The 24,785-nt window shown below is 28.0% G+C and carries 25 protein-coding genes, 1 tRNA gene and 1 riboswitch; of the genes, 22 read left to right on the forward strand and 4 right to left on the reverse strand.

All coding sequences use genetic code 4. The annotated features are described in order from the left end of the window. Positions 1-45 precede the first annotated feature (45 nt). The 13 genes from AACK85_RS00230 (at position 46) to AACK85_RS00290 (ending at position 13,832) form a co-directional block, all read left to right on the forward strand. Positions 46-1,533 carry an NCS2 family permease gene (locus tag AACK85_RS00230; protein WP_338969895.1) on the forward strand — a complete coding sequence of 496 codons (1,488 nt, stop codon included), beginning with the start codon at positions 46-48 and terminating at the stop codon, positions 1,531-1,533. Between the two features lie 94 nt (positions 1,534-1,627). Continuing rightward, positions 1,628-1,810: a helix-turn-helix domain-containing protein gene (locus AACK85_RS00235; protein WP_338969897.1), complete on the forward strand. Its 183-nt coding sequence runs from the start codon at positions 1,628-1,630 to the stop codon at positions 1,808-1,810. A gap of 88 nt (positions 1,811-1,898) precedes the next feature. After that, positions 1,899-2,067, forward strand: a riboswitch (cobalamin riboswitch). Positions 2,068-2,203: 136 nt separating this feature from the next. Next, on the forward strand, positions 2,204-3,259 hold the full coding sequence (locus AACK85_RS00240; RefSeq protein WP_338969899.1) for a hypothetical protein: 1,056 nt from the start codon (positions 2,204-2,206) through the stop codon (positions 3,257-3,259). Positions 3,260-3,274: 15 nt separating this feature from the next. Further along, positions 3,275-4,447, forward strand: a complete 1,173-nt coding sequence (locus AACK85_RS00245; protein WP_338969901.1) for an ECF transporter S component — start codon at positions 3,275-3,277, stop codon at positions 4,445-4,447. Positions 4,448-4,621: 174 nt separating this feature from the next. Next, complete coding sequence (locus AACK85_RS00250) at positions 4,622-7,165, forward strand: vitamin B12-dependent ribonucleotide reductase (protein WP_338969903.1); 2,544 nt, start codon at positions 4,622-4,624, stop codon at positions 7,163-7,165. Positions 7,166-7,525: 360 nt separating this feature from the next. Continuing rightward, entirely contained in the window at positions 7,526-8,308 is a 783-nt protein-coding gene (locus tag AACK85_RS00255) for a hypothetical protein (protein WP_338969905.1), read from the forward strand. 3 nt (positions 8,309-8,311) lie between these two features. After that, positions 8,312-9,073 (forward strand): DeoR/GlpR family DNA-binding transcription regulator, encoded by a 762-nt coding sequence (locus AACK85_RS00260; protein WP_338969906.1) that lies wholly within the window; start codon positions 8,312-8,314, stop codon positions 9,071-9,073. A 132-nt stretch (positions 9,074-9,205) separates the two neighbouring features. After that, positions 9,206-11,230: a PTS transporter subunit EIIC gene (locus tag AACK85_RS00265; protein ID WP_338969908.1), complete on the forward strand. Its 2,025-nt coding sequence runs from the start codon at positions 9,206-9,208 to the stop codon at positions 11,228-11,230. Positions 11,231-11,257: 27 nt separating this feature from the next. Then, on the forward strand, positions 11,258-11,767 hold the full coding sequence (locus tag AACK85_RS00270) for a hypothetical protein (protein WP_338969910.1): 510 nt from the start codon (positions 11,258-11,260) through the stop codon (positions 11,765-11,767). Between the two features lie 19 nt (positions 11,768-11,786). Further along, positions 11,787-12,107 carry a PTS lactose/cellobiose transporter subunit IIA gene (locus AACK85_RS00275; RefSeq protein ID WP_338969912.1) on the forward strand — a complete coding sequence of 107 codons (321 nt, stop codon included), beginning with the start codon at positions 11,787-11,789 and terminating at the stop codon, positions 12,105-12,107. Next, positions 12,107-12,541 (forward strand): RpiB/LacA/LacB family sugar-phosphate isomerase, encoded by a 435-nt coding sequence (locus tag AACK85_RS00280; RefSeq protein ID WP_338969914.1) that lies wholly within the window; start codon positions 12,107-12,109, stop codon positions 12,539-12,541. The genes AACK85_RS00275 and AACK85_RS00280 overlap by 1 nt, the downstream gene beginning before the upstream one ends. Beyond that, on the forward strand, positions 12,542-13,051 hold the full coding sequence (locus AACK85_RS00285; protein ID WP_338969916.1) for an RpiB/LacA/LacB family sugar-phosphate isomerase: 510 nt from the start codon (positions 12,542-12,544) through the stop codon (positions 13,049-13,051). Between the two features lie 31 nt (positions 13,052-13,082). Then, on the forward strand, positions 13,083-13,832 hold the full coding sequence (locus AACK85_RS00290) for a hypothetical protein (RefSeq protein WP_338969918.1): 750 nt from the start codon (positions 13,083-13,085) through the stop codon (positions 13,830-13,832). A gap of 90 nt (positions 13,833-13,922) precedes the next feature. Here AACK85_RS00290 and AACK85_RS00295 read toward each other — a convergent pair whose 3' ends face one another. Then, a complete protein-coding gene (locus tag AACK85_RS00295; RefSeq protein WP_338969920.1) occupies positions 13,923-14,768 on the reverse strand; it encodes a class II fructose-bisphosphate aldolase in 846 nt (281 codons plus the stop codon). A 183-nt stretch (positions 14,769-14,951) separates the two neighbouring features. Between AACK85_RS00295 and AACK85_RS00300 the strand changes: the two genes are divergently transcribed. The 4 genes from AACK85_RS00300 to AACK85_RS00315 all read left to right on the forward strand — a co-directional run bounded on the left by AACK85_RS00300 (position 14,952) and on the right by AACK85_RS00315 (position 17,818). Next, a tRNA-Ser gene (locus tag AACK85_RS00300) sits at positions 14,952-15,040 on the forward strand. Positions 15,041-15,128: 88 nt separating this feature from the next. Continuing rightward, positions 15,129-15,713 carry a hypothetical protein gene (locus AACK85_RS00305; protein ID WP_338969922.1) on the forward strand — a complete coding sequence of 195 codons (585 nt, stop codon included), beginning with the start codon at positions 15,129-15,131 and terminating at the stop codon, positions 15,711-15,713. A 5-nt stretch (positions 15,714-15,718) separates the two neighbouring features. After that, on the forward strand, positions 15,719-17,146 hold the full coding sequence (gene proS, locus AACK85_RS00310) for a proline--tRNA ligase (RefSeq protein ID WP_338969924.1): 1,428 nt from the start codon (positions 15,719-15,721) through the stop codon (positions 17,144-17,146). A gap of 15 nt (positions 17,147-17,161) precedes the next feature. Next, entirely contained in the window at positions 17,162-17,818 is a 657-nt protein-coding gene (locus AACK85_RS00315; protein ID WP_338969926.1) for an acetolactate decarboxylase, read from the forward strand. 23 nt (positions 17,819-17,841) lie between these two features. On the opposite strand, the gene AACK85_RS00320 is transcribed toward AACK85_RS00315, so the two are convergent. Further along, a complete protein-coding gene (locus AACK85_RS00320; RefSeq protein ID WP_338969928.1) occupies positions 17,842-18,927 on the reverse strand; it encodes a hypothetical protein in 1,086 nt (361 codons plus the stop codon). A 246-nt stretch (positions 18,928-19,173) separates the two neighbouring features. Further along, positions 19,174-20,199 carry an NAD(P)/FAD-dependent oxidoreductase gene (locus AACK85_RS00325; RefSeq protein ID WP_338969931.1) on the reverse strand — a complete coding sequence of 342 codons (1,026 nt, stop codon included), beginning with the start codon at positions 20,197-20,199 and terminating at the stop codon, positions 19,174-19,176. A 29-nt stretch (positions 20,200-20,228) separates the two neighbouring features. On the opposite strand from AACK85_RS00325, the gene tsaE reads away from it, so the two are divergent. The 3 genes from tsaE (at position 20,229) to AACK85_RS00340 (ending at position 21,549) form a co-directional block, all read left to right on the forward strand. After that, the gene (gene tsaE, locus AACK85_RS00330; protein WP_338969933.1) at positions 20,229-20,660 is read left to right on the forward strand and encodes a tRNA (adenosine(37)-N6)-threonylcarbamoyltransferase complex ATPase subunit type 1 TsaE; all 432 of its coding nucleotides are present in this window, start codon (positions 20,229-20,231) and stop codon (positions 20,658-20,660) included. 19 nt (positions 20,661-20,679) lie between these two features. Next, positions 20,680-21,252: a tRNA (adenosine(37)-N6)-threonylcarbamoyltransferase complex dimerization subunit type 1 TsaB gene (tsaB, locus tag AACK85_RS00335; RefSeq protein ID WP_338969935.1), complete on the forward strand. Its 573-nt coding sequence runs from the start codon at positions 20,680-20,682 to the stop codon at positions 21,250-21,252. Positions 21,253-21,336: 84 nt separating this feature from the next. Further along, positions 21,337-21,549: a hypothetical protein gene (locus tag AACK85_RS00340; protein WP_338969936.1), complete on the forward strand. Its 213-nt coding sequence runs from the start codon at positions 21,337-21,339 to the stop codon at positions 21,547-21,549. Positions 21,550-21,569: 20 nt separating this feature from the next. On the opposite strand, the gene AACK85_RS00345 is transcribed toward AACK85_RS00340, so the two are convergent. Beyond that, on the reverse strand, positions 21,570-22,277 hold the full coding sequence (locus tag AACK85_RS00345) for a TrkA family potassium uptake protein (protein WP_338969938.1): 708 nt from the start codon (positions 22,275-22,277) through the stop codon (positions 21,570-21,572). A 258-nt stretch (positions 22,278-22,535) separates the two neighbouring features. On the opposite strand from AACK85_RS00345, the gene AACK85_RS00350 reads away from it, so the two are divergent. Together AACK85_RS00350 and AACK85_RS00355 are read left to right on the forward strand one after the other, a co-directional pair. Then, the gene (locus AACK85_RS00350) at positions 22,536-22,757 is read left to right on the forward strand and encodes a hypothetical protein (protein WP_338969940.1); all 222 of its coding nucleotides are present in this window, start codon (positions 22,536-22,538) and stop codon (positions 22,755-22,757) included. 164 nt (positions 22,758-22,921) lie between these two features. After that, positions 22,922-24,784 (forward strand): potassium transporter TrkG, encoded by a 1,863-nt coding sequence (locus AACK85_RS00355; RefSeq protein ID WP_338969942.1) that lies wholly within the window; start codon positions 22,922-22,924, stop codon positions 24,782-24,784. The last annotated feature ends 1 nt before the right edge of the window (position 24,785 follow it).

Raw genomic sequence — 24,785 nt, forward strand, 5'->3', positions numbered from 1 at the left:
TTTTCTTAAGCACACTAATTGCATAATTTATTGAGGAGAAACTAAATGAACGAAAAGACTTTAGAATCTGAAAAGAAAAAAGATTCCAAACTTTTAAAAGATGAAAATAATCATGATTTAGAAGTTAGTAAATCTAAAAATAATAAATTAGAGAAGTGATTTAAATTTTCAGATTTAAACACAATATTAAAAAAAGAAATAGTTGGAGGAATTTCAACATTCCTAGCTATGGTTTATATATTATCTGTAGAACCAGATATGCTTTCACAAGCTAAAGGTATTGATGGAACTCCATCAATGTCTGCGGGTGGTGTTTTCTTAGCAACTGTTTTAATTTCCTTTTTAACAACAGCTTTAATGGGGATTTTTGCAAATTTACCAATTGGAATGTCTCCATCTATGGGTGTTAATGCCATGTTTACTTTTACAATTTCAAATAATTCAAATATTGGCTATCAAGGTGCACTTATTGCCACTTGTTTGTCTTCTATTTTATTTTTCATTTTTTCATTAACAAAAATCAGAAAAATAATTATAGAATCAATACCTCATTCGCTTAATTTAGCAATTGGTTCTGGAATCGGTTGTTTTATAGCTTATGTTGGTATTTCATCTATGGGTTGAGTTAGCCATTCTGGTGGTGTACCTGTCGCAAGTTTATCGAATTTGAAAGATACGTACGTTGGCATAATTATTGGTATGGTTGTATTTTCATTAATATTAATTTTTCATACATTAAAAATCCCTGGTGCAATAGCAATAGCAATAGCAATTGGATTAATTCTTTCTTTAATTATTGCAAATACTGCATATCAAAATAACGCAGTCAGTACTTATATAGGAAGTAGTAAGTGAAAAGGATGAAGTTATTCTGATTTTTCTGGTTTATGAACAAATCTTAAAAATATTTATTCAGAAATTGGTAATAAAAAAATCTGATCAAGTCCTACCTTATATATATCTTCATTAGTATTTATTTTACTAATATTTTTTGATGCAACAGGTACAATTACATCACTTAATCGTAATATTACACATTTTGCAAATTTACCAGAAAGAAACTTGCCAAAAACAGCTTTAATTATAGATTCATTATCATCTGTTTTAGGATCAACTGTTGGTTTGTCGCATATGACTGCTTATGTTGAATCAAATGTTGGTATCGCAGCTGGCGCAAGAACAGGTGTAGCTGCAATTGTAATAGCTATTTTCTTTGGTCTAGCTGTAATTTTATATCCGTTATTTTCATTAATACCACCTTGTGTTACTGCTGGAGCAACTTTATTTGTTGGTTCACTAATGTTTTTACAAATAAAAAATATAGAATGAGCAAAACCAGAAATTACAATAAGTACGTTTGTATTGTTGATATTTATGATAGTTACATATGATATTACAAATGGTATAGCTGTTGGAATAATCACATATACAGTAGTGGCTTGTGCTGCAAAAAAAATTAAAGAAATTTCGCCGATTTTATGGATATTAAATGTTGTGTTTATTATTTATTTTGTCGCTTTTGCATTTTTATAGTTATTTTTTCATATTTGATTTTTTTTATTATATAATCTTCGTGTGGAGTAGTTCAAAAAATTACTCCCGTAAAATTAATTTGGAGGTTTGCTATATGGAAATGATTTCTCCAAAAGATAAAGAAAAAATTATCAAAGAATATGAGAAATCGGGTGTTTCTGCAAAGAATTTTGCACCCACACGTAATATAAGTGACGTTTCACTACGCAACTGAACTAAAGCGTATAAAGCCAACGGTATTGATGGCTTATATACAAAATATGACAAAGACAGATAAAACAAAAAACAACAAACGCAGTTATTTTATAATTGCGTTTTTAATTTTAATTTATGCTAAAATCAATTATGAAATTAGATTTCACGATATATATAAAACATTAATTAGTGTAAAGGGAACAAGGTGTAAATCCTTGGCTATACCAGTAACTGTAAGATGGATGTTAAAATAATAAACCACTGTATTTAAAAATATGGGAAGGCTATTTTAACAGATGAAGTCAGAGTCAGGAGACCTACTAATAAATGAACCAATTTTACTTCTGGTTAAGGTAAATGCGTCAATAATTATTTGATTTTTTAATAGTCGAATAAAAAACGTAATCTTAATCACAAGACCCCTTGTGATTTTTTATTTCACCAAAAAATTCAGATTTGAAAGGTAAATAAAATTATGAAAAAATTATTAACAATTTTAATGATAAGCATTTTTGCTGCAAATTCTCCAATGGTTGTTGCTTGTAGTGCAGCGCCAGAAAATTCATATCCGGGTGATGATGATAATGTTGAATATAAAGATTCAATTATGAGTGTAAATACAGATGGTGTATCAATAGATGGCGAAATGTATAAATATAATGGCGAAGTCTCTACAGCGGGTAAAGTGATCCCGAATACAAACCTATTAACTATGACTTCTAAGGGTGCAAATTCCATTGAAATGGAAAAAAATGATTCAATAGAAATTAATTTAACGGCTTTAAAAAATTATTATGAAGATAATAATTTATCGTTTGACAAAATAGATCCTTTAGATATGTTTTCAATCGTAGACACAATGACAGCTTCTACAATAAGTCAAGATGGTTGAAAAGGAACTAATCAAGCTTTGTGAAAATCATCTGCTGATTTTGATTTAAATAACCCATTTGGTCATTACTTGACAAAAGTTTCAGACAATTACTGAACGGTTGGTGGAGATTTTTATGGGTCATCATTTTCAGACATTGAATCTGCGGAGACTTTATTTGAAATCAGAAAAACATCAAATTTAACATTTATAATAACATATAATCCATCCGAATTATTTTCAAGATCAACCACTGCTTATTATTATCTTGCTGGATATATTTGTGATGATGAAGGAAACAGAATTTTAACGGATGAATATTCAAATAACTGACAGATAATTTATAATTCATCTTGAATATTTACAGATTTAACAAAAACAGATTTGGATGCATCATTGAATGATTCAACTCAAGGATGAACTATGTTAGATATTGATAATGTTTATAACTCATCGAATATTTCATTTGACAATGATCCATTTATGAAAAAATATTTGATTGGTACAGAAGATGGGAAATCAACCTACAATTCTATAGTTATTTCACCCCTGGCATTACACAAAAAAACCATTTGATATTATTTGGAAAAATTCATATCTATAGATATTAAGTATTGATTTGAAAATTATTCTATTAAAGTTCCTTTAAAAGAAATTTAGAAAGAAATGTTACAAGTGAATAAAAAACTATCTAAAAAAACTATTCCAAACATTGCAAAAACTAAAAGATTAGTGGCCATAGCAGTATTTACGGCAATAGCAATTGTGATAAGGATATCTACTGCATCAATACCGGGTGTCGAATTCGTTACGTTTTTAATTTTAAGTTATGCATTTTTTTTACCATTAATGGATTCTTTTATAATTTGTTTTATCACAACTTTAATTGCGACATTACTTACGGGGTTTGGCCCTTGATATTTAGTTCAATTTATTTATTATCCACTTTCTGTACTAATTATTTGATTATGTAGAAAATTAATTTTAAACCAATGAATTTTTGCTTCAGTAATAAGTTTTTTTTCTGGCCCTTGAGTAATTTTTTGATATTTTATGTCAGATTTGACATTAAATAATGTTGTTTATGCAATAGCAAATATATTTACAGCTGTACCAATCGCTTTGATTCAAATGATTGTTTCTTTTTGCGCTTGTGTTATTTTATTGCCGGGTATAAATAAAATTATGGAAACTTCGGGTACAAGTTTGTATGCACCATACATTAAAATAAATCTGATGAAAACTTATCGTTATTCGACTGTTATTAATGGTTTGATAGCATTTGTATTTATATTGGCAGGAATTGTGGGGACTTATTTTTTGTTTCAAACAACTTGATATTTTATAACATTACAACATCAATATGTTTGAAAAAATACATATGAATCTAAATACGGTTTACTACCTGAAAAAGAATATAATAAAGTACTAAATAATTTAAAGAATAATCAAAGTGCTGTGGTTACTATAATTGGTGATATGAAATTAATTAGTTATGTAACGGTGTTAGATTCAAAAACTAAACTTTCTGAATACATTATTTCTACAGATAACGAATTATCAGGTGATGATTTTAAAATGGTTTTTGATTATAAAGGATATGGACAAGCAATTTATTTAACGGGTTTCTCTTTAAAAATAGAAAATCCATATTCTAGTCAAAATCCAGTTCAACATTGAGGTGGAGATTATACAAATAATGCAGGACATGGAACATGTCCTTATATTTTACAAGGATCTAATTTTGAATCTTCCGGAGCAGGATTTATTAACATTGAAAAAAATGTTGTCTATCAATTTTCATACGATTATATATCAGGAATATCGCATAAATCATGCACTTACTAACTTATCAACATGTGGAAAATTTTTTAAAAATATTTTATATTTTGCACTAACATGATAAAATTTGTTTACACGCCCAAAGTGTTAACAAATTTTTTATTAAATTTTTTTAACATTTTGCGTATTTCAAATTAATAAGTTATAAATAATGGTAAATTTTAGAAAGAAGATAATTTTATGTACGATAAACAATTAATAGAGTCTTTAAATAAAGATATAAAGGATCATTTTCCTCATTTAAAACAAATTGAAGAATCATATAGTAAATATTTTGAAGGTGTTTCTCGTTTAGTAATGATTGATAGATATTCACAAAAAGACAAAGAATTACTATCTTTAAAAAAAGGTGATTTAATTGTTACTGTCTTAAAAGAAAATTCAGTTTTCCCGGCCAGAGGAATAGGAAGAGTAACTCATATAAATAAAGAAAATGAAACAGTTAAAATAGTTGTTGAAGAGGAATTTATAGGTCAAATAGATACTGCAATTTTAGTTGATGGAACAAATAATATAATCGAGAGACCATTAATTTTAGTCGAAAAACCATTAGAAATATTTTATGAACAAATAGCTTATAGAGTGGCTCACGCTTTGGCTATTAATGAGGACTCTAAAAATAAAAATGAAATTGCTGAAGACTTTTTTCATGAACTTTCTGATTTAAACGTAATTCCAGCGGGTCGTGTCTTACATGGTGCTGGTTCTGGATCAAATGTTACTTTTTTTAATTGCTTTGTAATGCCTATGATTAAAGATTCTAGAACTGGCATTTCAAATCATCGTTCTGAAGTTATGGAAATTATGTCACGCGGCGGTGGAGTTGGTACAAATGGTTCTACTTTGCGACCTAAAGGGGAACTTGCAAAAACAGTTGGTGGTAAATCATCTGGAGCAGTTTCTTGATTGAATGATATAGCTTCTTTAACACATTTAGTTGAACAAGGTGGATCAAGACGCGGAGCACAAATGATTATGATGGCAGATTGACATCCAGATATCGTTGAATTTATTATTTCAAAAATGCAAAATCCTAAAATTTTACAATGATTAAAAAATAATGCAAAAGATGAATTAATTCGTGAAGAGGCAAGACGTAAATTAAAATTTATACCATTAACATATCATGAACAAATAATGTATGAACATTTATTACGTGATCAAACTTTACCAGCTGATGTAATATCTGAAATATCTACTAAATTAAATGATGGAGGAATTTGAGAAGTTAATAATCCTAATTTCTTAACTGGTGCAAATATTTCTATAGCAATTACTAATGATTTTATGAATGCAGTTGAGAAAGATTTAGATTGAGAATTAAAATTTCCAGATATTACAAATTATACAAAATCACAAAAAGAAGCATATGATGAAAAATGATCTTCAATTGGTGATGTTAGAGTTTGAGAGCAAATGGGTTATAAAATAAAAACTCATCATAAATTAAAAGCAAAAGATTTATGAGATTTAATTAATTTTTGTGCAAATTATTCTGCAGAACCTGGAATATTCTTTATGGATGTTGCAAATGAAATGACAAATGCAAAATCATATGGTATGAGTGTTGTAGCTACAAATCCATGTGGTGAACAACCTTTAGCTGCCTATTCTGTTTGTAATTTAGCAGCAGTTAATTTAGCTAATTTTGTAAATAAGAAAACAGGAGAAATTTTATTTGATAAATTAAAACACACAATTACAACAACTGTGCGTATGCAAGATAATGTTATTGATGTTACACCGTATTTTTTAGAGGCAAATAAAAATCAAGCAATTAATGAAAGACGAGTTGGTCTTGGTGTAATGGGATTACATGATTTATTAATTTGATCAGGATATCGATATGGAAGTAAAAAAGCAAATGAAATAACAGATAAAATATTTGAAGTGATTGCCACAACCGCCTATCAAGCTTCTGTTGATTTAGCTAAAATAAAAGGTTCATTTCCATATTTAGAATCTAAAGAAGCATTTATTAATACAGGCTATATGAAAAAAATGCCACAAAAAATTAGAGAAGCAGTCTTGCGTGATGGAATAAGAAATTCACATTTATTAACGATTGCCCCAACAGGTTCAACAGGCACAATGGTCGGTGTGTCAACTGGATTAGAGCCATACTTTGGTTTTAAATTTTATCGTTCTGGAAGATTGGGTAAAAACATTGAAATTAATGCTAGAATTGTTACTGAATATTTAACGCAACATTCAGAATATACAGATAAAAATCTACCAGATATTTTTGTTTCAGCAATGGAATTAACGCCAGAAGAACATGTAGATGTACAAACTACAATTCAAAGATGGGTTGACTCTTCAATATCAAAAACCGTCAATGCGCCAAGAGGCTTTGCTGTAAAAGATGTTGAAAAAATTTATATGCGTTTATTTAAAAATGGAGCTAAAGGGGGGACTGTTTATGTTGATGGTTCTCGTGATTCACAAGTATTATCATTATCAAATGATGATTCAAAACAAGATCAATCTTCATTTGTACAACTTGAAATTGATGAAGTAGCCAAAGCATCTTTAGAGCAAGCAAATAGTCAATTAACAGATTCGGAAACAGAAATCGCTAAATTAAGAGGTTCAAAAATAGATAGAAAAATAGGTACAAATATTGGGGATTTATGTCCAATATGTACTGAGGGAACTGTAATTGACATGGGTGGATGTAATACTTGCAATAATTGTAATGTACAACTTAAATGTGGTTTATAAAAATAATAATTTTTTATAAATTATTATAAATTATTATAAATTAGGTTATAATTAATATGAGTGTTTTACCAAATGGCAAGATACTCATATTTATAATTGTTATTATTAATACATTTTCTTAGCAATAATAATTGTCGTAACTTTATTGCTTAATCTGTCCTTATATGGATGTGTTAATATTTTTTTCGATTCCTGCTTTATTAAATAAATTCTGTGATTATTTAATAAAGTGTCTCTTTCAATCGATTTAATTCTCAGCTGCCAATTTAGGCAGCTTTTTTATATTAAAAATTATTAATTTATACTATCATTAATCTCTATAACACATATTGTAGTTTATAATAATTCAGAGGTGAGTAAATGAAAAGGCTACTACTTAGTTTTTTAGCAATACTACCAACACTCACACTCACACTAGCAACAAATGTTGTTTCGTGTGGTACCAAATATGAAATATTACCTAAATGTATAAACGATTGAGATAAAGAAGGCATTTTCACCCCCTCTAATGCAGAGAAAGTTTATAAGGCTTTATGATTAAATAAAGCAGGTGTAATCATTCCTGGTAGCAATGGTTTAATTGTTAGACTAGATGAAAATGGGAAATATATAGAAGCTCCATCTTCATTTGAAGAATTGGAAGATTCTTGAGAAAATGAAACTGAAAAAATAGGAATGTGACAATATATACAATTAAAATATTTAATTCCTTCACTTGTGTATTTTTATGAAAAACTAACTAGTGATTCAGAAATTATGTCGTATGAAAAATTTGCAAGTAATTTTGAAGTTACTTATGAACAAAAAAATCCATATTTGTTGACTAATAAATCTGAACCGACAGTGTCAAAAGTTTATAATGAGACAGATGAAAATTATCCATTAGATGAAGAAAAAAAATTAAGAGATAGTGGTTTTGCATATGATGGTGCGGTGTCCACTTATAAATGAAATAGTGGTCAAGGTTATGAAAGTTATGAAGCAGATTTTTGATTTAAATTAACAATAAAAAAGGATCATCAAGCTGAAATTAATGGTTCTCTAACCCAAATAAGTAAGGATGGCTATTATTTTAATAATGCAGATGATTTTTTATCTATGTCAATTGGCTTTTATATAAGTTGGGATGGATGAGGCTTTTAAATTATGTATAGAGAAGAACGCATATTAATATATTTTGGATATTTAAACAAACATAAATTTGTTTCAACAAAAGCATTTTTACAATTTGCAAAAAATGAAGATATAAAAGAAATAACAGCCAGAAGAGATTTAATTAATTTAAAAAACCATGGTTTAATTTCAATGGAATTGGGGCTAATTCAACTTTTAACATCCAAAACCGGAGAAATTCCCAGGATTAAAAAGCAAACTTTAAATAATGATTCTAAACTTGAAATAGCCAAAAAAGCTGTTAAATTTTTGTCAAATGATGATGTTATTTTTGTATCTGCTGGAACAACTATGGAAAAATTTATTTCAAAAATTCATGTTATTATAGATACTTTATATACAAACGGACTTGAAATCGTTAGGGAAGCTTCAAAAAATCCATATATTAAAAAAATAATTTTATTTGGAGGTAGATTTCGTTCTAAATCAAGTTCAGTTGTTGGCACATTTGCTTTAAGAGAAATTGAACAAATGCGATTTTTTAAAGCTTTTTTTTCAGTAACTAATTTAGATTCTAATGGTACATTATGAAATAATCATATAGAAGAAGCCATAGTTTTAAATGAAATTATAAAAAAATCTAATTATTCATATTTATTGTTGGATGATTCTAAAATTGGCAGTTTAGGAACATCAAAAGTTTGTTATTTATCTGAGGTAACACATTTCATTACAAACAAAAATGAAAGTAAAGATCAAATTGATAGACTAAGTAAATTCACCAATATTATCTAGTTTAATGTTTTGATAAAAATGATATTTTATTATCATTTTTTTTGTTTTTGTAAAGTTTTTTTGTTGCAAAGAAATGGGTGATGCATAAAAATATGCTTAGGAAGTAAACATACTTCGTAGAAAGGAAATATAATGCAAAAAGAAAAAGCAATTGCAAAGCAAAAAATTCCTGTCAGCAAACGTATGGAAAACTGAATGAACAAAAATTTAGTACCCGTATTAAAAGTGGTAGCAGCGAATAAATATTTGCGCGCTTTAATGGAAGGTTTTTATGTAACGTTACCAATAATTGTCTTTTCATCAATTATTGGAATAATTATGTGAGTTCCACCAGCAATTCATGGTGATATGGCATGATATCCACTTGTAGCACGACGTTGTTTGATGAGAATTTATTCATTGACAATGGGCTTAGTGTCACTTTGATTTACTATGGGTATTTCGGTCGCTTTGGCAGAAAAATTAAATGCTCAATTACCTGTTGGAAGAAAAATGAATATTATGATGGTAGCTTTTGCAGCCGGATCTGCAATATTCATGATGTCAGTATCTGGAACATTTGCAATTAATTCAGACGGCACCGGTACTGAAAATTTTGCTAGTTTATTAATTAGTAATTTAGGGGCCCAAGGAATGCTAACTGGTATTATTGTTGGTTTAACATTACCTTGAGTTTTTTATCTACCCGTTCGTTTTGGTTGAACAATAAAATTACCGAAAGCCGTTCCGCAAGGTGTATCACAATCATTTGCAGATGTGATTCCCTATGGATTATCTGTACTTGTATATTGAGGATTTGGCTATATTTTCATTGGTATATTAGATGAATCGTTTACGGATGCGTTGTTTAGGGCAATTAAACCTATATTTAATGGCTTGGATTCATATGGTTTCTTAGCAGCTGTGGCATTTTTAACAGCTTTTATATGATTTATAGGTGTTCATGGTCCATCGGTTACTCGTCCGTTTTTGACTCCATTCATGTATTCAAATCTTTCAGATAATCAAGCATTATTAGCTCAAGGACAACATCCCCACTGAGCTTTAACATATGAATTTTCATATGACTTTACATCAACTTTAGGAGGAACTGGGTGTACGTTTGTAATACCAATTCTCTTTATATTATTTGCAAAATCTAAACAATTAAAAGCCGTAGGTTTTGCATCATATATTCCGATTTGATTTCAAGTAAATGAACCAGCTTTATTTGGTGCACCTATGATATTGAATCCAATTTACATGTTGCCATTCTTTATCTTACCTATTATTAATATTGTAATTTATAAATTCTTTATTGATGTTTTAGGTATGAATGGGGCAATAGCTGATGTACCGTGATCGATGCCGGCCGTTGCTGGTTTACTGATTGGTTCTGCATTTGATCCTCTAACGGCTTTATTATGAATAGTAATGGTAACTATTGATTTCTTCTTTTATATACCGTTCGTATTAATTCATGATAAAATGGTTTGCAGTGATGAATTAAAAACTGCAGAAGAAAAACACATTGTTAAACCACTTCATTTTTCTTATTTCACTTTAATCTATCTCGGCTTAAAATCTAAAATGAATGCAAATTCTGAAAAACGTGCGTTAGCTGCCAATTTATTGAAACAAATTAATGTTGAAAGAAAAGATGTTCGCTTAGCTGTAAAACAAGAGAGAATTGAAAATAAAGCAGCTATGGCTGCGGAAGCTTTAAGAATTAAAGAAGAAAAATCTTTAGCTAGAGCAGCTAGAAAAAATCCTGCTTTAAAAGCAAAAATAGAAAATGAAAATAAATCAAATCAAACACAAATATTAGATACAAAAAAAGAAATAAACGTTTTAGTAATTTGTTATGGTGCTGGGTCATCTGCAATGATGGCTCAATCAGCAACAAAAGGTGCAGTAGCTCGTGGAATACAAAATTTGAAATTTGATTCAGCAGCGTATGGTGCACACGCAGATAAATTTAATCATGCGGACTTAATTATATTGTCTCCACAAGTAAAAATGTATTACGATGACTTTAAATTAGCTTTAAAACCAAATCAATTTATAGTGCAAACTAGTGGAAAACAATATGTTGATGCTACAAAAAATAAAGATTTAGCAATAGATTTAGTAATTGAAAATTTACCGGAAAATTCTATTAAATATGGTAGTGATTAAAAATAAATAATTGTAAGAGGTGTAATAATGAATATTAGATTTAGAAGAAGATTAAATTTTTGATGAGCTTTAATTTCACTGTTAATTGTCATGTCTGTTTTTTTAATTATTCTTTTTACTATTAATTCAAATTACAATAAAATGATTTGAGTAGATTTTATTATAGAAGCTGGAGGAGGAATTGGGATATTTTGAACATATTATCTAATTAGATTTTGTTTTTCAAAAACTAGATATCCTTTTGTAACTGCAGATAGAAATGATTTTGAAAGTAAATTTGGAAAATTAATATCAGAACAAATGTGATTTTGATTATGATTTTTGCCTATTTTGCTAGCTATAATTATTCCTGTTATATATTTTTTATCAGTTGCAATGTCATTTCAATTTCAACTTGATAAAAATAAAATTTGAAGAATCGTTATTTTTATAATTATTTCTCTGATATTAATTACAAATAATATTTCTTATTTAATTGTTGTTCGAAATAAAGGACAAGAAATTACAAACAATTTTGATGTTAGACCACAAAATTAATTATGGAAAGTAGATATTTATGACAAAACAAGATGTAACCTATAAGGGAATTGAACTAGTAGGTATTGCGGGAGACGCAAGAGCTGATTATTTAATAGCAATAAAAAAAGCTAGCGAAGGCAAATTTGATGAAGCAAGAAAATTAGTTGCAACAGCATCAGATACTTTAACACAAGCACATATTGCACAAACAGAAATGCTCCAAGAAGAGGCTAAAGAAAATTATTCTGATGTAACTTTATTGATGGTACATGGACAAGATCATTTAATGACCACTGTTTTATTGAGAGATTTAGTAAATACCATAATTGATTTGTATGAAAGAATAGGGAAAAAGTAATGAAAGTAATTATTACAACAAATAAATTTCATAGTTTAGTTAGTAAACTCTCAAAAGAGTTAATTAAATTAAATTTTGAAGTTATTTTACCTTTGGAAAATAAAGATGTAGATATTTTTGAAGCCGGAGTTGAAGCTGCAAATTATATAATTTCAAAAAAAGCAGATCGTGGAATAATCATTGATGAATATGGTTCTGGCGGATTTATGGTAGCTTCTAAAGTAAAAGGTACAATTGTTGCCCAACTTGCTGATGAACATTCGGCACATATGACTAGAGGGCACAACAACACAAATATTATTACAGTAGGGGCCAATTTAACAGCTTTTGAACAACTTAAAAAAATTATAATTAAATATTTAACAGCTGATTTTGAAGGTGGACGCCATATGGTGAGAATAGATATGTTAGATGAAATGTTGAGGGATGAGTAAATGAAAATTGTTGTAGGTTGTGATCATATCGTAACTGATATTAAAAATAAAGCAAAAGAATATTTACAATCACTTGGACATGAAATTATTGACGTTGGAACATTTGATAATGTTCGTACTCATTACCCAATTTTTGGACATAAAGCAGCTAGCTTGGTGGCTCAAGGTAAAGCTGATTTTGCATGTATAATGTGTGGCACTGGAGTCGGTATTGCAAATGCAGCAAATAAAACAAAAGGTGCAAGATGTGCATTAGTTAGAGATGTTTCATCGGCGGTTCAAGCTAGAGAAGAATTTAATGCAAACGTAATCGCTGTTGGTGGTAGAATTACAGGTCTTGGTTTAATAGAAGAAATTTACAAAACTTTTATTGAAACAAAATTCCAACCAACCCCTGAAAAATTAGCTATTATTAAAAAAATTGATTCATTGATTAAGAAAGATAACTATCAAGATGATATGTTTGATTTAGAATGTCAAAGATGAGACGAAGGTTATTATCACGATTAATTTTTTTAGATTTTAGTAGAAAGGAGCAAATATGAAAAAAATATTATCTGCTTTAGCAACAATTAGTATTGCATCTAGTATGGCTGTATCAACTGTGGCTTGTGCACAACGTCCAGTTGCATCGCTAGATGATTTAAATAATAAATTAGGTAATTCTAATTATTACGATATGTTTAAATGATCAACATCTGTTATTTCCTCTGATATATACAAACAAAATTTCATTGATTCTTTTGAAAAAAATAATATTGAAGGAAGTGGTGGTGGAGTTTCATATTTAAAATTGGTTCAAGGTGTTGACGATAAGGGGCAATACACCCAATATCCATTGGTTGACCAAATCATTGCAAATTATCAAAAAACAACTAATACAGTTGAAAATGTTCAACAATCTCAATTTACAGATTTAGATCTACTATCTAAATCCATTTCTATAAGTATTTTTGACAATAATATAGATACAAATTTAGCTGTTTCTAATTGAAATGGTAGTGCATGAGATTCTACTGGAGAGTTATCTGTTCTAAAAAATTCTGAAACAAATGTTTATGTAATTAATTTTAGTGTTTCTTTAGAACCGATTGATGGCAATGCATTAGTTAGAGGCGCTAGAATAAACGTCACCAATGATATTCAAAATTCTTTAAAAGATAATTATTATAAAGATGTCAATGATGAAGATCTTGCAAATTCAATTCTAAAAAAAGATGATAATGGTAATTGAACTACAGGTAATTATGATTATCGTTTTAAAGTACAGTTTTACTTTACTTTATCGTAATGAATATATATGTTATAAATAAAAAAGCATAAAATATAAGGCGAACCCCACTTTTGGGGTTCGCCTTATATTTTATGCTTTTTTATTTATTTAAGCTTTATTTGCAGCATAAAATGCATCAATTTTTTGCATAGCAATAGTTTTTACACTTTGAATAGCTTTTTCGCCAAATTTTCTAGCATCGAAACCATTTGGATTTTCCTCAAATCATTGTTTTAAGGCATTTGCATTGGCCTGTTTTAAGTCAGTTCCAATATTAATTTTTGCAATTCCACATTTTATTGCTTTTTGTAAATCACTTAATGAAACTCCAGATGATCCGTGCAAAACAAGTGGAGTATTTACTTCTTGATTTATTTTTGTTATTAAATCAAATTGTAAGTCAATTTTTTTTGTATAGATACCATGTGCTGTTCCAACAGCTATTGCCAATGCATCTATATTGGTATCTTTTACGAAACTAACTGCTTCACTGACACTTGTATAATCACTACCTCTAGATGAATTGTCATCTTCTTTTCCACCAACATGACCAATTTCTGATTCGACATCAATTCCTCTAGCATGAGCGTAAGCCACAATTTCTTTTGTGAATTTAACGTTATTTTCATATGATTCTTTTGATGCATCTAGCATCACAGATGAAAAGTTGTTATCACAAGCCCTTTTAACTAGTTCAATATCAAATCCATGATCTCAATGCAATATTACTGGTACTTTTGCTCTTTGAGCTATTTTTGGAGCAAAATCATAAACTATTTCCAGTCCTATATATTTTGCAGCTGATTCTGTAACCATGAGAATTACTGGCGCATTTTTTTCCTCCGCTGCTAAAATTATTCCTTTGGCCATTTCTAAATTATCAAAATTGAACGCTGGAATAGCGTAGCCTCCATTTTGTGCTTTTTTTAGTTCTAATTTTAATGATGCTTTCATATATCCTCCATTATTAAGATTATATAAATATATATTTATTTTGGAAACTAATTTAAAAAAAATAAATAAATGATATTAATTTTTCATTTCATACATTTTAAATTATCAATAATGGCGATTTTATTTAATAAAATATAGTTAAAGTTTAAAAAATTAATTTATAATTATAAATGGTTAATAAATGGGTGAGTACTCAAGTTGGTGAAGAGGGCACCCTGCTAAGGTGTTAGATCGTTCGCGATGCAAGAGTTCGAGTCTCTTCTCACCCGCCATTTTTAAACACTAAATTGTCATGCAAAGTATTTTTTTGTATGACAATTTTTAATTAATGTATAATAAAGAAGTTGGGAGATATTTATAATGGCTAAAAATATTAATTCAGATGAAGAATTAAAATACGGTGAACCTAAAAAAAATTTCTTTAATAAATTATTTAATAAATTCGCAAATCAAAAAAAGATCATGCTGAATGTAAAACAAAAAAATATTAAAAACTTCTTGTTTTATACCGATGTTAATAACATTATTCATATTTTAGAATATGGAATTAAAAATATAAATTCACAAAAATTACAAAAAGATGAAATTTATACAGTTTGAACTTATTTAGAACATGATAATTCTATTGGAGTTGAATTAGATACTTCAACAAGAGCACATTTTTGAAAATGAGCATCAGATAATGATGTTGATGTAAATCAAATAGCTGTAATAGGTATTAATCCATATAAATTAGTTGATGATTCAACCAAAGATTGAGCAAAAGATGAAACAACCAATATTATTTATATCTATGACAATATACCGATTAATGCAATAGATTGAATAATGATTAAAGACAAACACCATTTAAAGCAAATTAGAACTTTAATAGACTCAAATAATATAAATGTTGATGTATACTTTGGTTCAGAAGGTAATTTACTAAAAGGAGATAACAAATAAGTTTTATGGCAAAACAATTAGAAAAAATAACACCAAGATCTGAAGATTTTTCCAAATGATACACAGATATTGTTAAAAATGCAGATTTAATTGATTATGGTCCAGTAAAAGGTACAGTAATTTTCAAACCATATGGATTTGCAATTTGAGAGTTAATTCAACAAAAACTGGATAAAGAATTCAAAAAAATAGGTATTTCAAATGTATATTTTCCTTTATTAATTCCTAAATCATTGTTTTTAAAAGAACAAGAACATATAGAGGGATTTGCTCCAGAACTTGCAACAGTAACTAAAGTTGGTGATAAAGAATTAGAAGAACCCTTTTTTATTCGACCAACATCAGAAGTTTTGTTTGCAAATTATTTCATGAAAGATGTTAAATCGTATAGAGATTTGCCAAAATTATATAACCAATGAGTTAATGTTATCCGTTGAGAAAAAACAACCCGCCCATTTTTAAGAACATCAGAATTTCTGTGGCAAGAAGGTCATACCCTACATGCAACAGCAGATGAAGCCAGGCAATTTACACTGACTATTTTGCGAATCTATGAAAAATTTGCAAAGGAAAATTTAGCCATCCCTGTAATAACTGGCAAAAAAAGTGAAATGGAAAAGTTTTCTGGCGCAAAAGATACATACACTATTGAAGCCATGATGTATGATGGTCAAGCTTTACAAGCTGGAACATCTCATTATTTGGGCAATAATTTTTCAAGTGTGTATAATATTCAATTTCAAAATAAAGAAAATAAATTAGAAAACCCATATGGAACTAGTTGGGGTGTGTCAACTAGATTAATAGGTGGAATTATTATGACTCATTCAGATGATTCTGGATTAGTTTTGCCATCTGATATAGCACCAATTCAAATTGCTATTGTCATAGTTAAGAATACAGATGAAATTATAAGTGTGGCAAATAATTTGTTGAATCGATTACAAATTAATAATTTTAGAGTTAATATAGAAGATTCAGATAAATCATTAGGTTTTAAAATGGCAGAAGTAGAAATAAAAGGAATTCCGTTAAGAATGGAAATAGGACCTCGCGATTTAGAAAATGGTGTTGTTACTATTTCAAAGCGTAATAATTCTATTAAAATTCAAATTTCATTGGAAAATATTGTTGAAGAGGCAAAAAAAATGTTAGTAGAATATGACCAATCTTTATATGAAGATGCTTTAAAAAGAAGAGATGAAAAAATTTGTGAAGTTAATTTTTTAGAAGAATATATAGAAATTATAAATAAAAATCCAGGATTTGTTATTGCCCCATTTTGTGGGAGAATAGAATGTGAACAAGAAATTAAACAAAAAACAGCTACAACATCAAGATGCATGCAATCGAATGATTTAAAAAAAATATATAAATGCTTTAACTGTCAGCAAGAAACATCTACAAAATACTATTTTGCAAAGTCTTATTAAGAAAGGACAAATAAAATGAATAAATTAATTCAATTTAATACAATAACCTCATTGATTAATGGAAATTATGAAGGTAATTTAGAATATCAAAAATTATTTGATCGTGGAAATTTTGGAATTGGAACGTTTGATGGATTAGATGGTGAAATGATAGGTTACAATAACAAGTGATTTCAAATAGGGAGTGATGCCACAGTGCATCAAGTGTTGCCAACGCAAACAACACCATTTGCTTGCGTAACAGATTTTAATGTTGATTTTGAATTTGATCTTTTAGAAGGCGGAACCTATGAAGAATTAAAACAAAAAATTCTTGAAAAAATAAAAGAAAAGGGCGATCAATATTTTTATGCATTCAAAATTGTAGGCGCATTTAATAAAATAGATTTAATGACAATAGAAGAAGTTAAAGAACCTTATGAAAATTTTTCTACATTGTCAGAACAAGCGCTAAAAATAGAATTAACCGAAATAGATGGAATTATACTTGGATTTTGGTGTCCGAAATATTTATCAGCTCTTCAACCAGAAGGTTTTCATACACATTTCATTTCAACAGAAAATAAATATGGCGGTCATGTAAGCGATTTTAAAGCAACTCAATTAAATGTGGAATTAATGCAAATTCAAAAATATGAATTAGTTTTCAGCAATTATAAAAACAAGCCCTAATTATAGGGCTTGTTTTTTGTTCGTTATTTTTTTGGAACAAATAATAAAGTACAAATTGTTACTGTTGGTATTAACATAATTGGCATTAGTACTACTAAAAATACTACACCAGCTCTAAATGTTTCTAAATCTTTTGTATAATTTGGAATTTTAAAATCTGCTGGCTCGACAGTAGTGTAATTATCATCTATTCATGTTAATGTATTTGCATCATTATTATCTAGATATTTTTTGCTTTCATCATCATTGTATGAAACTCCATCTCAAACTTGGAAAGCTAATTTGGCAACACTTGTTATTGTATGTTTGAATACTTCTTTTTGAGCATTAATAAATCAAGCTTTATTATTTGCGATATAAGTACCACCTGGACCTTTATCACTTGTTATTACATAAGTGTCAGGTTCTAAAAATCCACCAGCTTTAAATTCTGCTGAAATTGTATCTGCATATGATTCTCTTGAATTTTTACCATCTGTTTCTGGAAACAATTGTGATTGTATTTTTGCATCATTGTAAATAAATGATTTTTTATAAGATGGTGATAAAATATCTTTTACAATTCCTTTTTCTTTATTTTGTGAAATTCATTGAATTCCAGCGTGTGTGAAACCAAAACGTTGTGGGTACAATACCCCTGATACGTAAATATCAAAATCCACCATATCTGTTGTTACTCAGTTTATGTCAAAATCCATTCCTTTAACACTTTCGTGTTCTGGATTTTCTGCATTAAATCATTTATCTCATTTACTTGTAAATCATTCATCTGCTGCAAATGTAATTGCTTCTAGTTTAGTTTTATTTCCATACATTGCATATTGATTTGCATCATTAAAGTCTTCATCCGATAATGCTGAAATTGCATCCAATTCATATGTGCTTTCAATTGCTGCAGTAGATCTTGTAACAAAATCTTTGTTTAGTGTATATCTTCCTTCTGGAATTTTTTCAACTGCAATGTCCGATACAGAATTAATAAATTTCTGTGAATCAAGTCCCATACCCGGTATTGAAATTCCTACTCCTAAAATCAAAATTAATGATCATAACCCAATACTAGAACCTAAAATAATTTTTTTAGTTTTATTATTTAAATTAGACAACATATTTTTTCTTCCTTTTCTTTCTTCTTTATATCTATAATTTTTATTGGTTACTAATATAACTTGATTTCTTCAAAAAATGACCTTTTATTATATTTCTATTCATTACTTTAAATGAACAGTTAAAATAGTACCTTGAAGATAATTATAATTTATCATATTTTTTGTGCAATTGATTATGTGCATAAAAACAAATAAATTGATTTAAAATCAACTGTTTTTAAAATCAACTGTTGCAAATAACATTAGTTATCAATTCCTATGAATATTCTTGCCAGAGATAATACTTTCAATTGTAGTTATTGCTTTCAATGATTCTGCAAAACTAAAAATTATATTCCGCATTTTACGATCATAGCTGCAACTGTCACCAATTGCGTATACTTGTTTTATTGTTGTTTCCATATTATTATCTACGATAATTTTTTTTAAAAGATCTCTTTTAATATCCAAATTTGGATATTCGCTTTTTTTGATTTGATTACCAAATTGAACAATAACATAATCAATATCTATAATTTCTTTGATATCATCATTTTCTGAATTCTTAATAATTATTTTAGAAATCAAATCATTTTCTTCAATAAATGAATTCAAAACAAATGGTATTTTAACTAAACCACCGTTTTCTTCAAAATCAATTGTATTTTTTGTTGTACCTCTGAATTCATTTCTTCGATGAATTAAATATGTTTTATCACTTTTTTTAACTAAATTATTTGCTCAATCAATCGCAGAATCACCACCACCAAATATCGCAATTTTTTTATTTTCAAATAAATCTGTTTTATTTATAGCATAAAGTAAATTATCATATGATTTTGTTGTGATAGTTTTTGGTTCAAATTGCCCATAACCATCAGCTATAACAATAAATTTAAATTCCTCTTCTGTGTTATTTGAAAAAGTGACTTTAAATGTTTTACTGTTGTTATCTTTATTTTCTTTTATATTAATTATTTTTGTATTTAATAATAATTTAATTAATGAATTTTCTTTGTTTATTGAATCAAATAATATTTTTGCAAATTCTTTTGCACTAATAGAATCAAATCCAGGCATATTTCTTATTTTTTTTTCTGGGTATGTATTTGTTAATTGGCCACCATAATTTTCGCTACTTTCAATAATGAAACCATTTAAATTATAAGTTTCTGCAATTTTTCATGTATACAAACCAGATACTCCAGCTCCGATAATTAATAAATCATATGACATTTTATTTATCAACTGCTTTCTATAAATATTTATCATTTTTTTATTATAAATACTCATAATGCTATAATAACCCATGAGGAGATTCTATGCAATATATCATTAAAAATATTCAGGATTGAAATGAAATTATAAAAAAAATAAAAAAATTCATTAAACCTAATAATTTTCTATTTCTATCTGGAGAATTAGGTACAGGTAAAACGGCTTTTACAAAATTATTGTTAAAATCATTTGGAGTAGAAAATAATGTTACATCACCATCATTTGTGATCTTAAACACTTATTTTGCAAATGGTTTGACAATTAATCACATGGATGCGTATCGCTTGAATTTTAATGAGGACATGGCATTATATGATGAATTATTTGATAGTAGTTTTAATATTATAGAGTGACCAGATAATGTAGTAATTAATAATGCAAATCCAAAAAATACCATTAAAATGAAAATAACTTTATCAGAAGATAATGAAATAAGAATTGTAAATATTGAATCAACAGATTTCGAAATATTTTAAGAGGGGAATTAATATTAGTATGTATGAATTATTTTTTGATACCACAAATTATCGTTTAGCTGTTTTGTTAATGAAGGATGATTTAATAACTGATTTTATAAATGAAGATAAACAATTAAAAATTGCAGATGAATTTTTACCTGTCATAGATAAAATTTTGGTGAATAATAATTTAAGTTTAAAAGATATAAATGTCATTTATACATTGATAGGACCAGGCAGTTATATGGGGATCAGAGTGGGTATTACTTTTGCAAAAACTCTTTTACTTTTAAATGAAAATCTGAAAGTTTTTGCGATTGATTCACTTGCTTTTCAGGGAAATAGTCAAGACAAAACAATTTCCTTATTGGATGCAAGAGGAAACAAAACTTATCTTGCAATTTATAATGATGGAACTGAAATAATACCAAAACAAGTAATTCCAAACGATTTATTAAACGATTTTTTTGATAAATTTAAAGATTATCATATTTTAAAAGATAATATTGATTTAGATTATCCAGAAGTATTTCTAAAATTGAAATCCCAATTTATTTATGTAAATAATATAGATGAATTAAAACCACTTTATATAAAATCATTTATTTAATGTTTTTATAGCCTTGCACTTTGAGTATTGAGAATTTAACTGATTTATGGCATAATTATAATGAAGTTGAATAGGTATGAGAAAATGTTTTTGTGCAAAGTTTGTAATTTAGAATTTAACGAAGCTGATTTATGTCATATAAAAGAGCATGAACATTCAGAAAAAAAATTAATTTGATGTACTTCTTGTTGTGACAAAGTTACAAAATTTAGAGAATCTTTAAAAAATTCTCACTATCCAGAAGGTTTGCCAGAAGCTATGTACTTATTTTTTGAAGATGAATCAAATAAAAAATAAAACCCCTTGTTTAAAGAGTTTTATTTTTTTATTTCTTCAATTTCTGTATTTCCTTGAATTTTTAAAATTAATTCATTAACAAGGGATGTTCTTACAAATAAAAACAATTTATCTCCTTCTTGCAATATAGAATCATTTTCAGCCAAAATGACTTTATGTTTTCTGACAATAGAAATAATACTTCAATCTTTATTTGCAGTTAAATCTGCCTCGTTAATAGTTTTACCAAATAATTCAGGTTCTCTTACAACAAGTTTTGTTGAAACAAAATCTTCACCTGCTGATTGAATATCAACATCAATATCATATAAAACTCTAGTTGAAATTATTTTTCCAGAAATAGTATCTGGAATAATTACTTGGCCATCATCTAGACCTACTGCTTTTAAAATTCTTTTATGTCTTACATCTCTTGCTTTTGCAATGATGTTTAAATTTGGGTCTAAATCTATTAAATTTAAAACTGTGGTTATCGAAACTTCAAGTGAAGTACCAAAAGAAACTACAATTCCATCAAATTGAGTGATTCCTGCTTTTTCAAGGGCTCCCTTACTAGTTGAATCCAAGACAATTCCATCTACTTCTTCAAATTCTCCAAGCTGCGTATTTAGTTTAACTTCTGATTGATCAAATAAAACAACATTCTGTTTTTTTTCAATTAATGAGCGAACTACTGCCATTCCAAAATTATTTGCTCCAATAACAGCAAATGATTTTTTTCGTGCCATAAATTAAATCCTCCTTTTGTGGTTTTAATATTGCCGCATATTATTATATATTTTTTATTTTTCAATAACAATATAAATGCAATGAAGATGTTTTTGCAAACAAGCAATTGAAATGTAATTGTTTTATATTTTTTAAATTATGTATCCAATATATTACATTTTTCACATGCAATGTTGTATACTTATTTAGTATTTTAGATGTGTAGAACTACAAATTGTGTGTATACCTTCAAGAAGCAAAGGGAAGGAGGTAATTGCATGGCATTTGATAAAGAAAGAAACGAAAATCGCGGCGAAAATCGTGATCGTGGAGACCGTGATAGAAGAGGTAATAGCAGCGGAAGACCTAACTTTAGGGGAAGTAGATCTGGTGGAGGATCTGGAGCTGGAAATTCAGGAAGAATTGAAAATTTTGAAAAACCATTAATGGATTTACTAAAATCAATTAACGAAAAACTAGATATTTTGATTAAAAAATAACATTAAAGTAAACATTCTTATTATGTTTACTTTTTTTATTTAAATATTAAAACATTATTAAAAATATCATTTTATCTCTATGCACTTAGTATAATATTTGTTGCCTTATAACCTTGAGAATGATAAAATTATAAGTGGAATAATTTAAAGGGGACTTAATATTTATGTCTGATACAAATAAGGAAAATGTTAGTTCTAGTAAAGATGATACTAAAGGTAATTCCATAGATTCGTCGAAAACTCAAACAATAAATATAACAGATACCTACACTAAATTTACTGAAGATTTAACAGATACTGAAGAGCATAGAAAAAAAATTAAAAAAATTGTTAAAGAAAATAAAGAAAAATTTGTTGAGAGAAAACGTTTAAGACTTCAAAAAAAACAAGATGCTCACGAAAAAATGAGAGTTGAAAATAACCGTGTTAGTTTTTTCACCAAACTAAAAAATTGGTGGCCTCTTTCTAAAACTGCTGGTAAAATTTTTTTAATTTATGTTGCAATTGTTTTAATTGGTGGTTCTTTATTATCAATCCCCGGGGTTGTAAATTCATCTGCAAATTCAAATTGAAATTTAATTACAGGAATTTTTACAGCTTCATCGGCATTTTCAGATACCGGTATTTCTATTTTAATAATTAGATCGGATTATAGTATTTGAGGTCAAATTATAATTTTAATTCTAATTCAAATTGGTGGAGTTGGGATATTGACACTTAAAGTTTTATTGTTAATGCTATTTAGAGCAAGAGTAACATATGAAACATCTTCTTCGGCTTATACAGAAAGAGGAAATGGCTCTTTAAATCGCTCAAAAGACATGATTTTTTTTGGTATTATATTTCTGTTTGTAACAGAATTTATAGGTGCTTTTCTCTTATTTTTTGCTTTCTTTTTCATTCATGCTCAAGATCCAAATACAGATGGAATTACCGGAATAGAATTTACAGATTTTTATAAAAAGCCATTAGCAATTTGAGCTGCTCTTTTTCATTCAATTTCTGCTACAAATAATGCTGGATTCGATATTATATCCAATTCATCATTACTTCCGTATAACCAAAATCATTGAGCGTATTTTATTCAAATAATTTTTATGTTTCAATGAATAGTTGGTGGATTGGGGTTTCCGACTTTTTATGATATAAAAAGAAAAATAGCTGCAAGAAAAGCAGGGCAAAGAGTTAGATTTTCTTTATTTACAAAATTAAATTTTGTGGTTTATTTGGTTCTATTTGTAATTGGACCATTATTAGTTTATTTATCAGAATTGTCTTCTGGTATTGATTCTCAGATATTATATGTATGAAGATATACTAAAGGTTATTTAGAAAATAATATGACAAGACCACCATTATATTCAGAACTCTTGGGTTCTAGAGATTCTATAAGTGCATTCATGAATATATTATTTAATACAACATCGTGTAGAAATGCTGGTTTTTCTACAGTTGATATAAATAATTTCAATGGAGGATCAAAAATAATTTTATCTGTGTTAATGTTTATAGGATCTGCACCATCATCAACTGCTGGGGGGATTAGAACAACAACGTTTGCAATATTAATTTTAGAAATATGAGCAATCATGCGTTCTCAAAAAGAAATTTACGTTTTTAAAAAACGTATTCCGCAGGAAACCGTTAAACGTTCACTAGCTGTATTTTTTATTTCTTTTATATTAGTTTTTATAACTGTTTTTGTAGTTTATACAGATTCATATGATGTTATTAATGTTCCTATTAGTGATGAAATACAAAATAATGGAGCAGCAATTGATGGAGGAGATAAATCCATTCCGTCTTTAATTACGATTATAACTTCAGCTTTTGGTACTGTTGGTTTGAATCCATTTACATCTGGTGTTAATTCACAAATGTGACATTTAGGTGTATTATCGAAAATAATGCTAATTTTATTAATGTTTATTGGACAACTTGGTATTTCAAATACTTTACTTGTTTTTGTTAAACCTGGTGTAAAAAAACAAATTGCATATTTAGATGAAGATGTAATGATAGGATAGT

The sequence above is a fragment of the Spiroplasma endosymbiont of Labia minor genome, assembly GCF_964019845.1.
GTDB lineage: Bacteria > Bacillota_I > Bacilli_A > Mycoplasmatales > Mycoplasmataceae.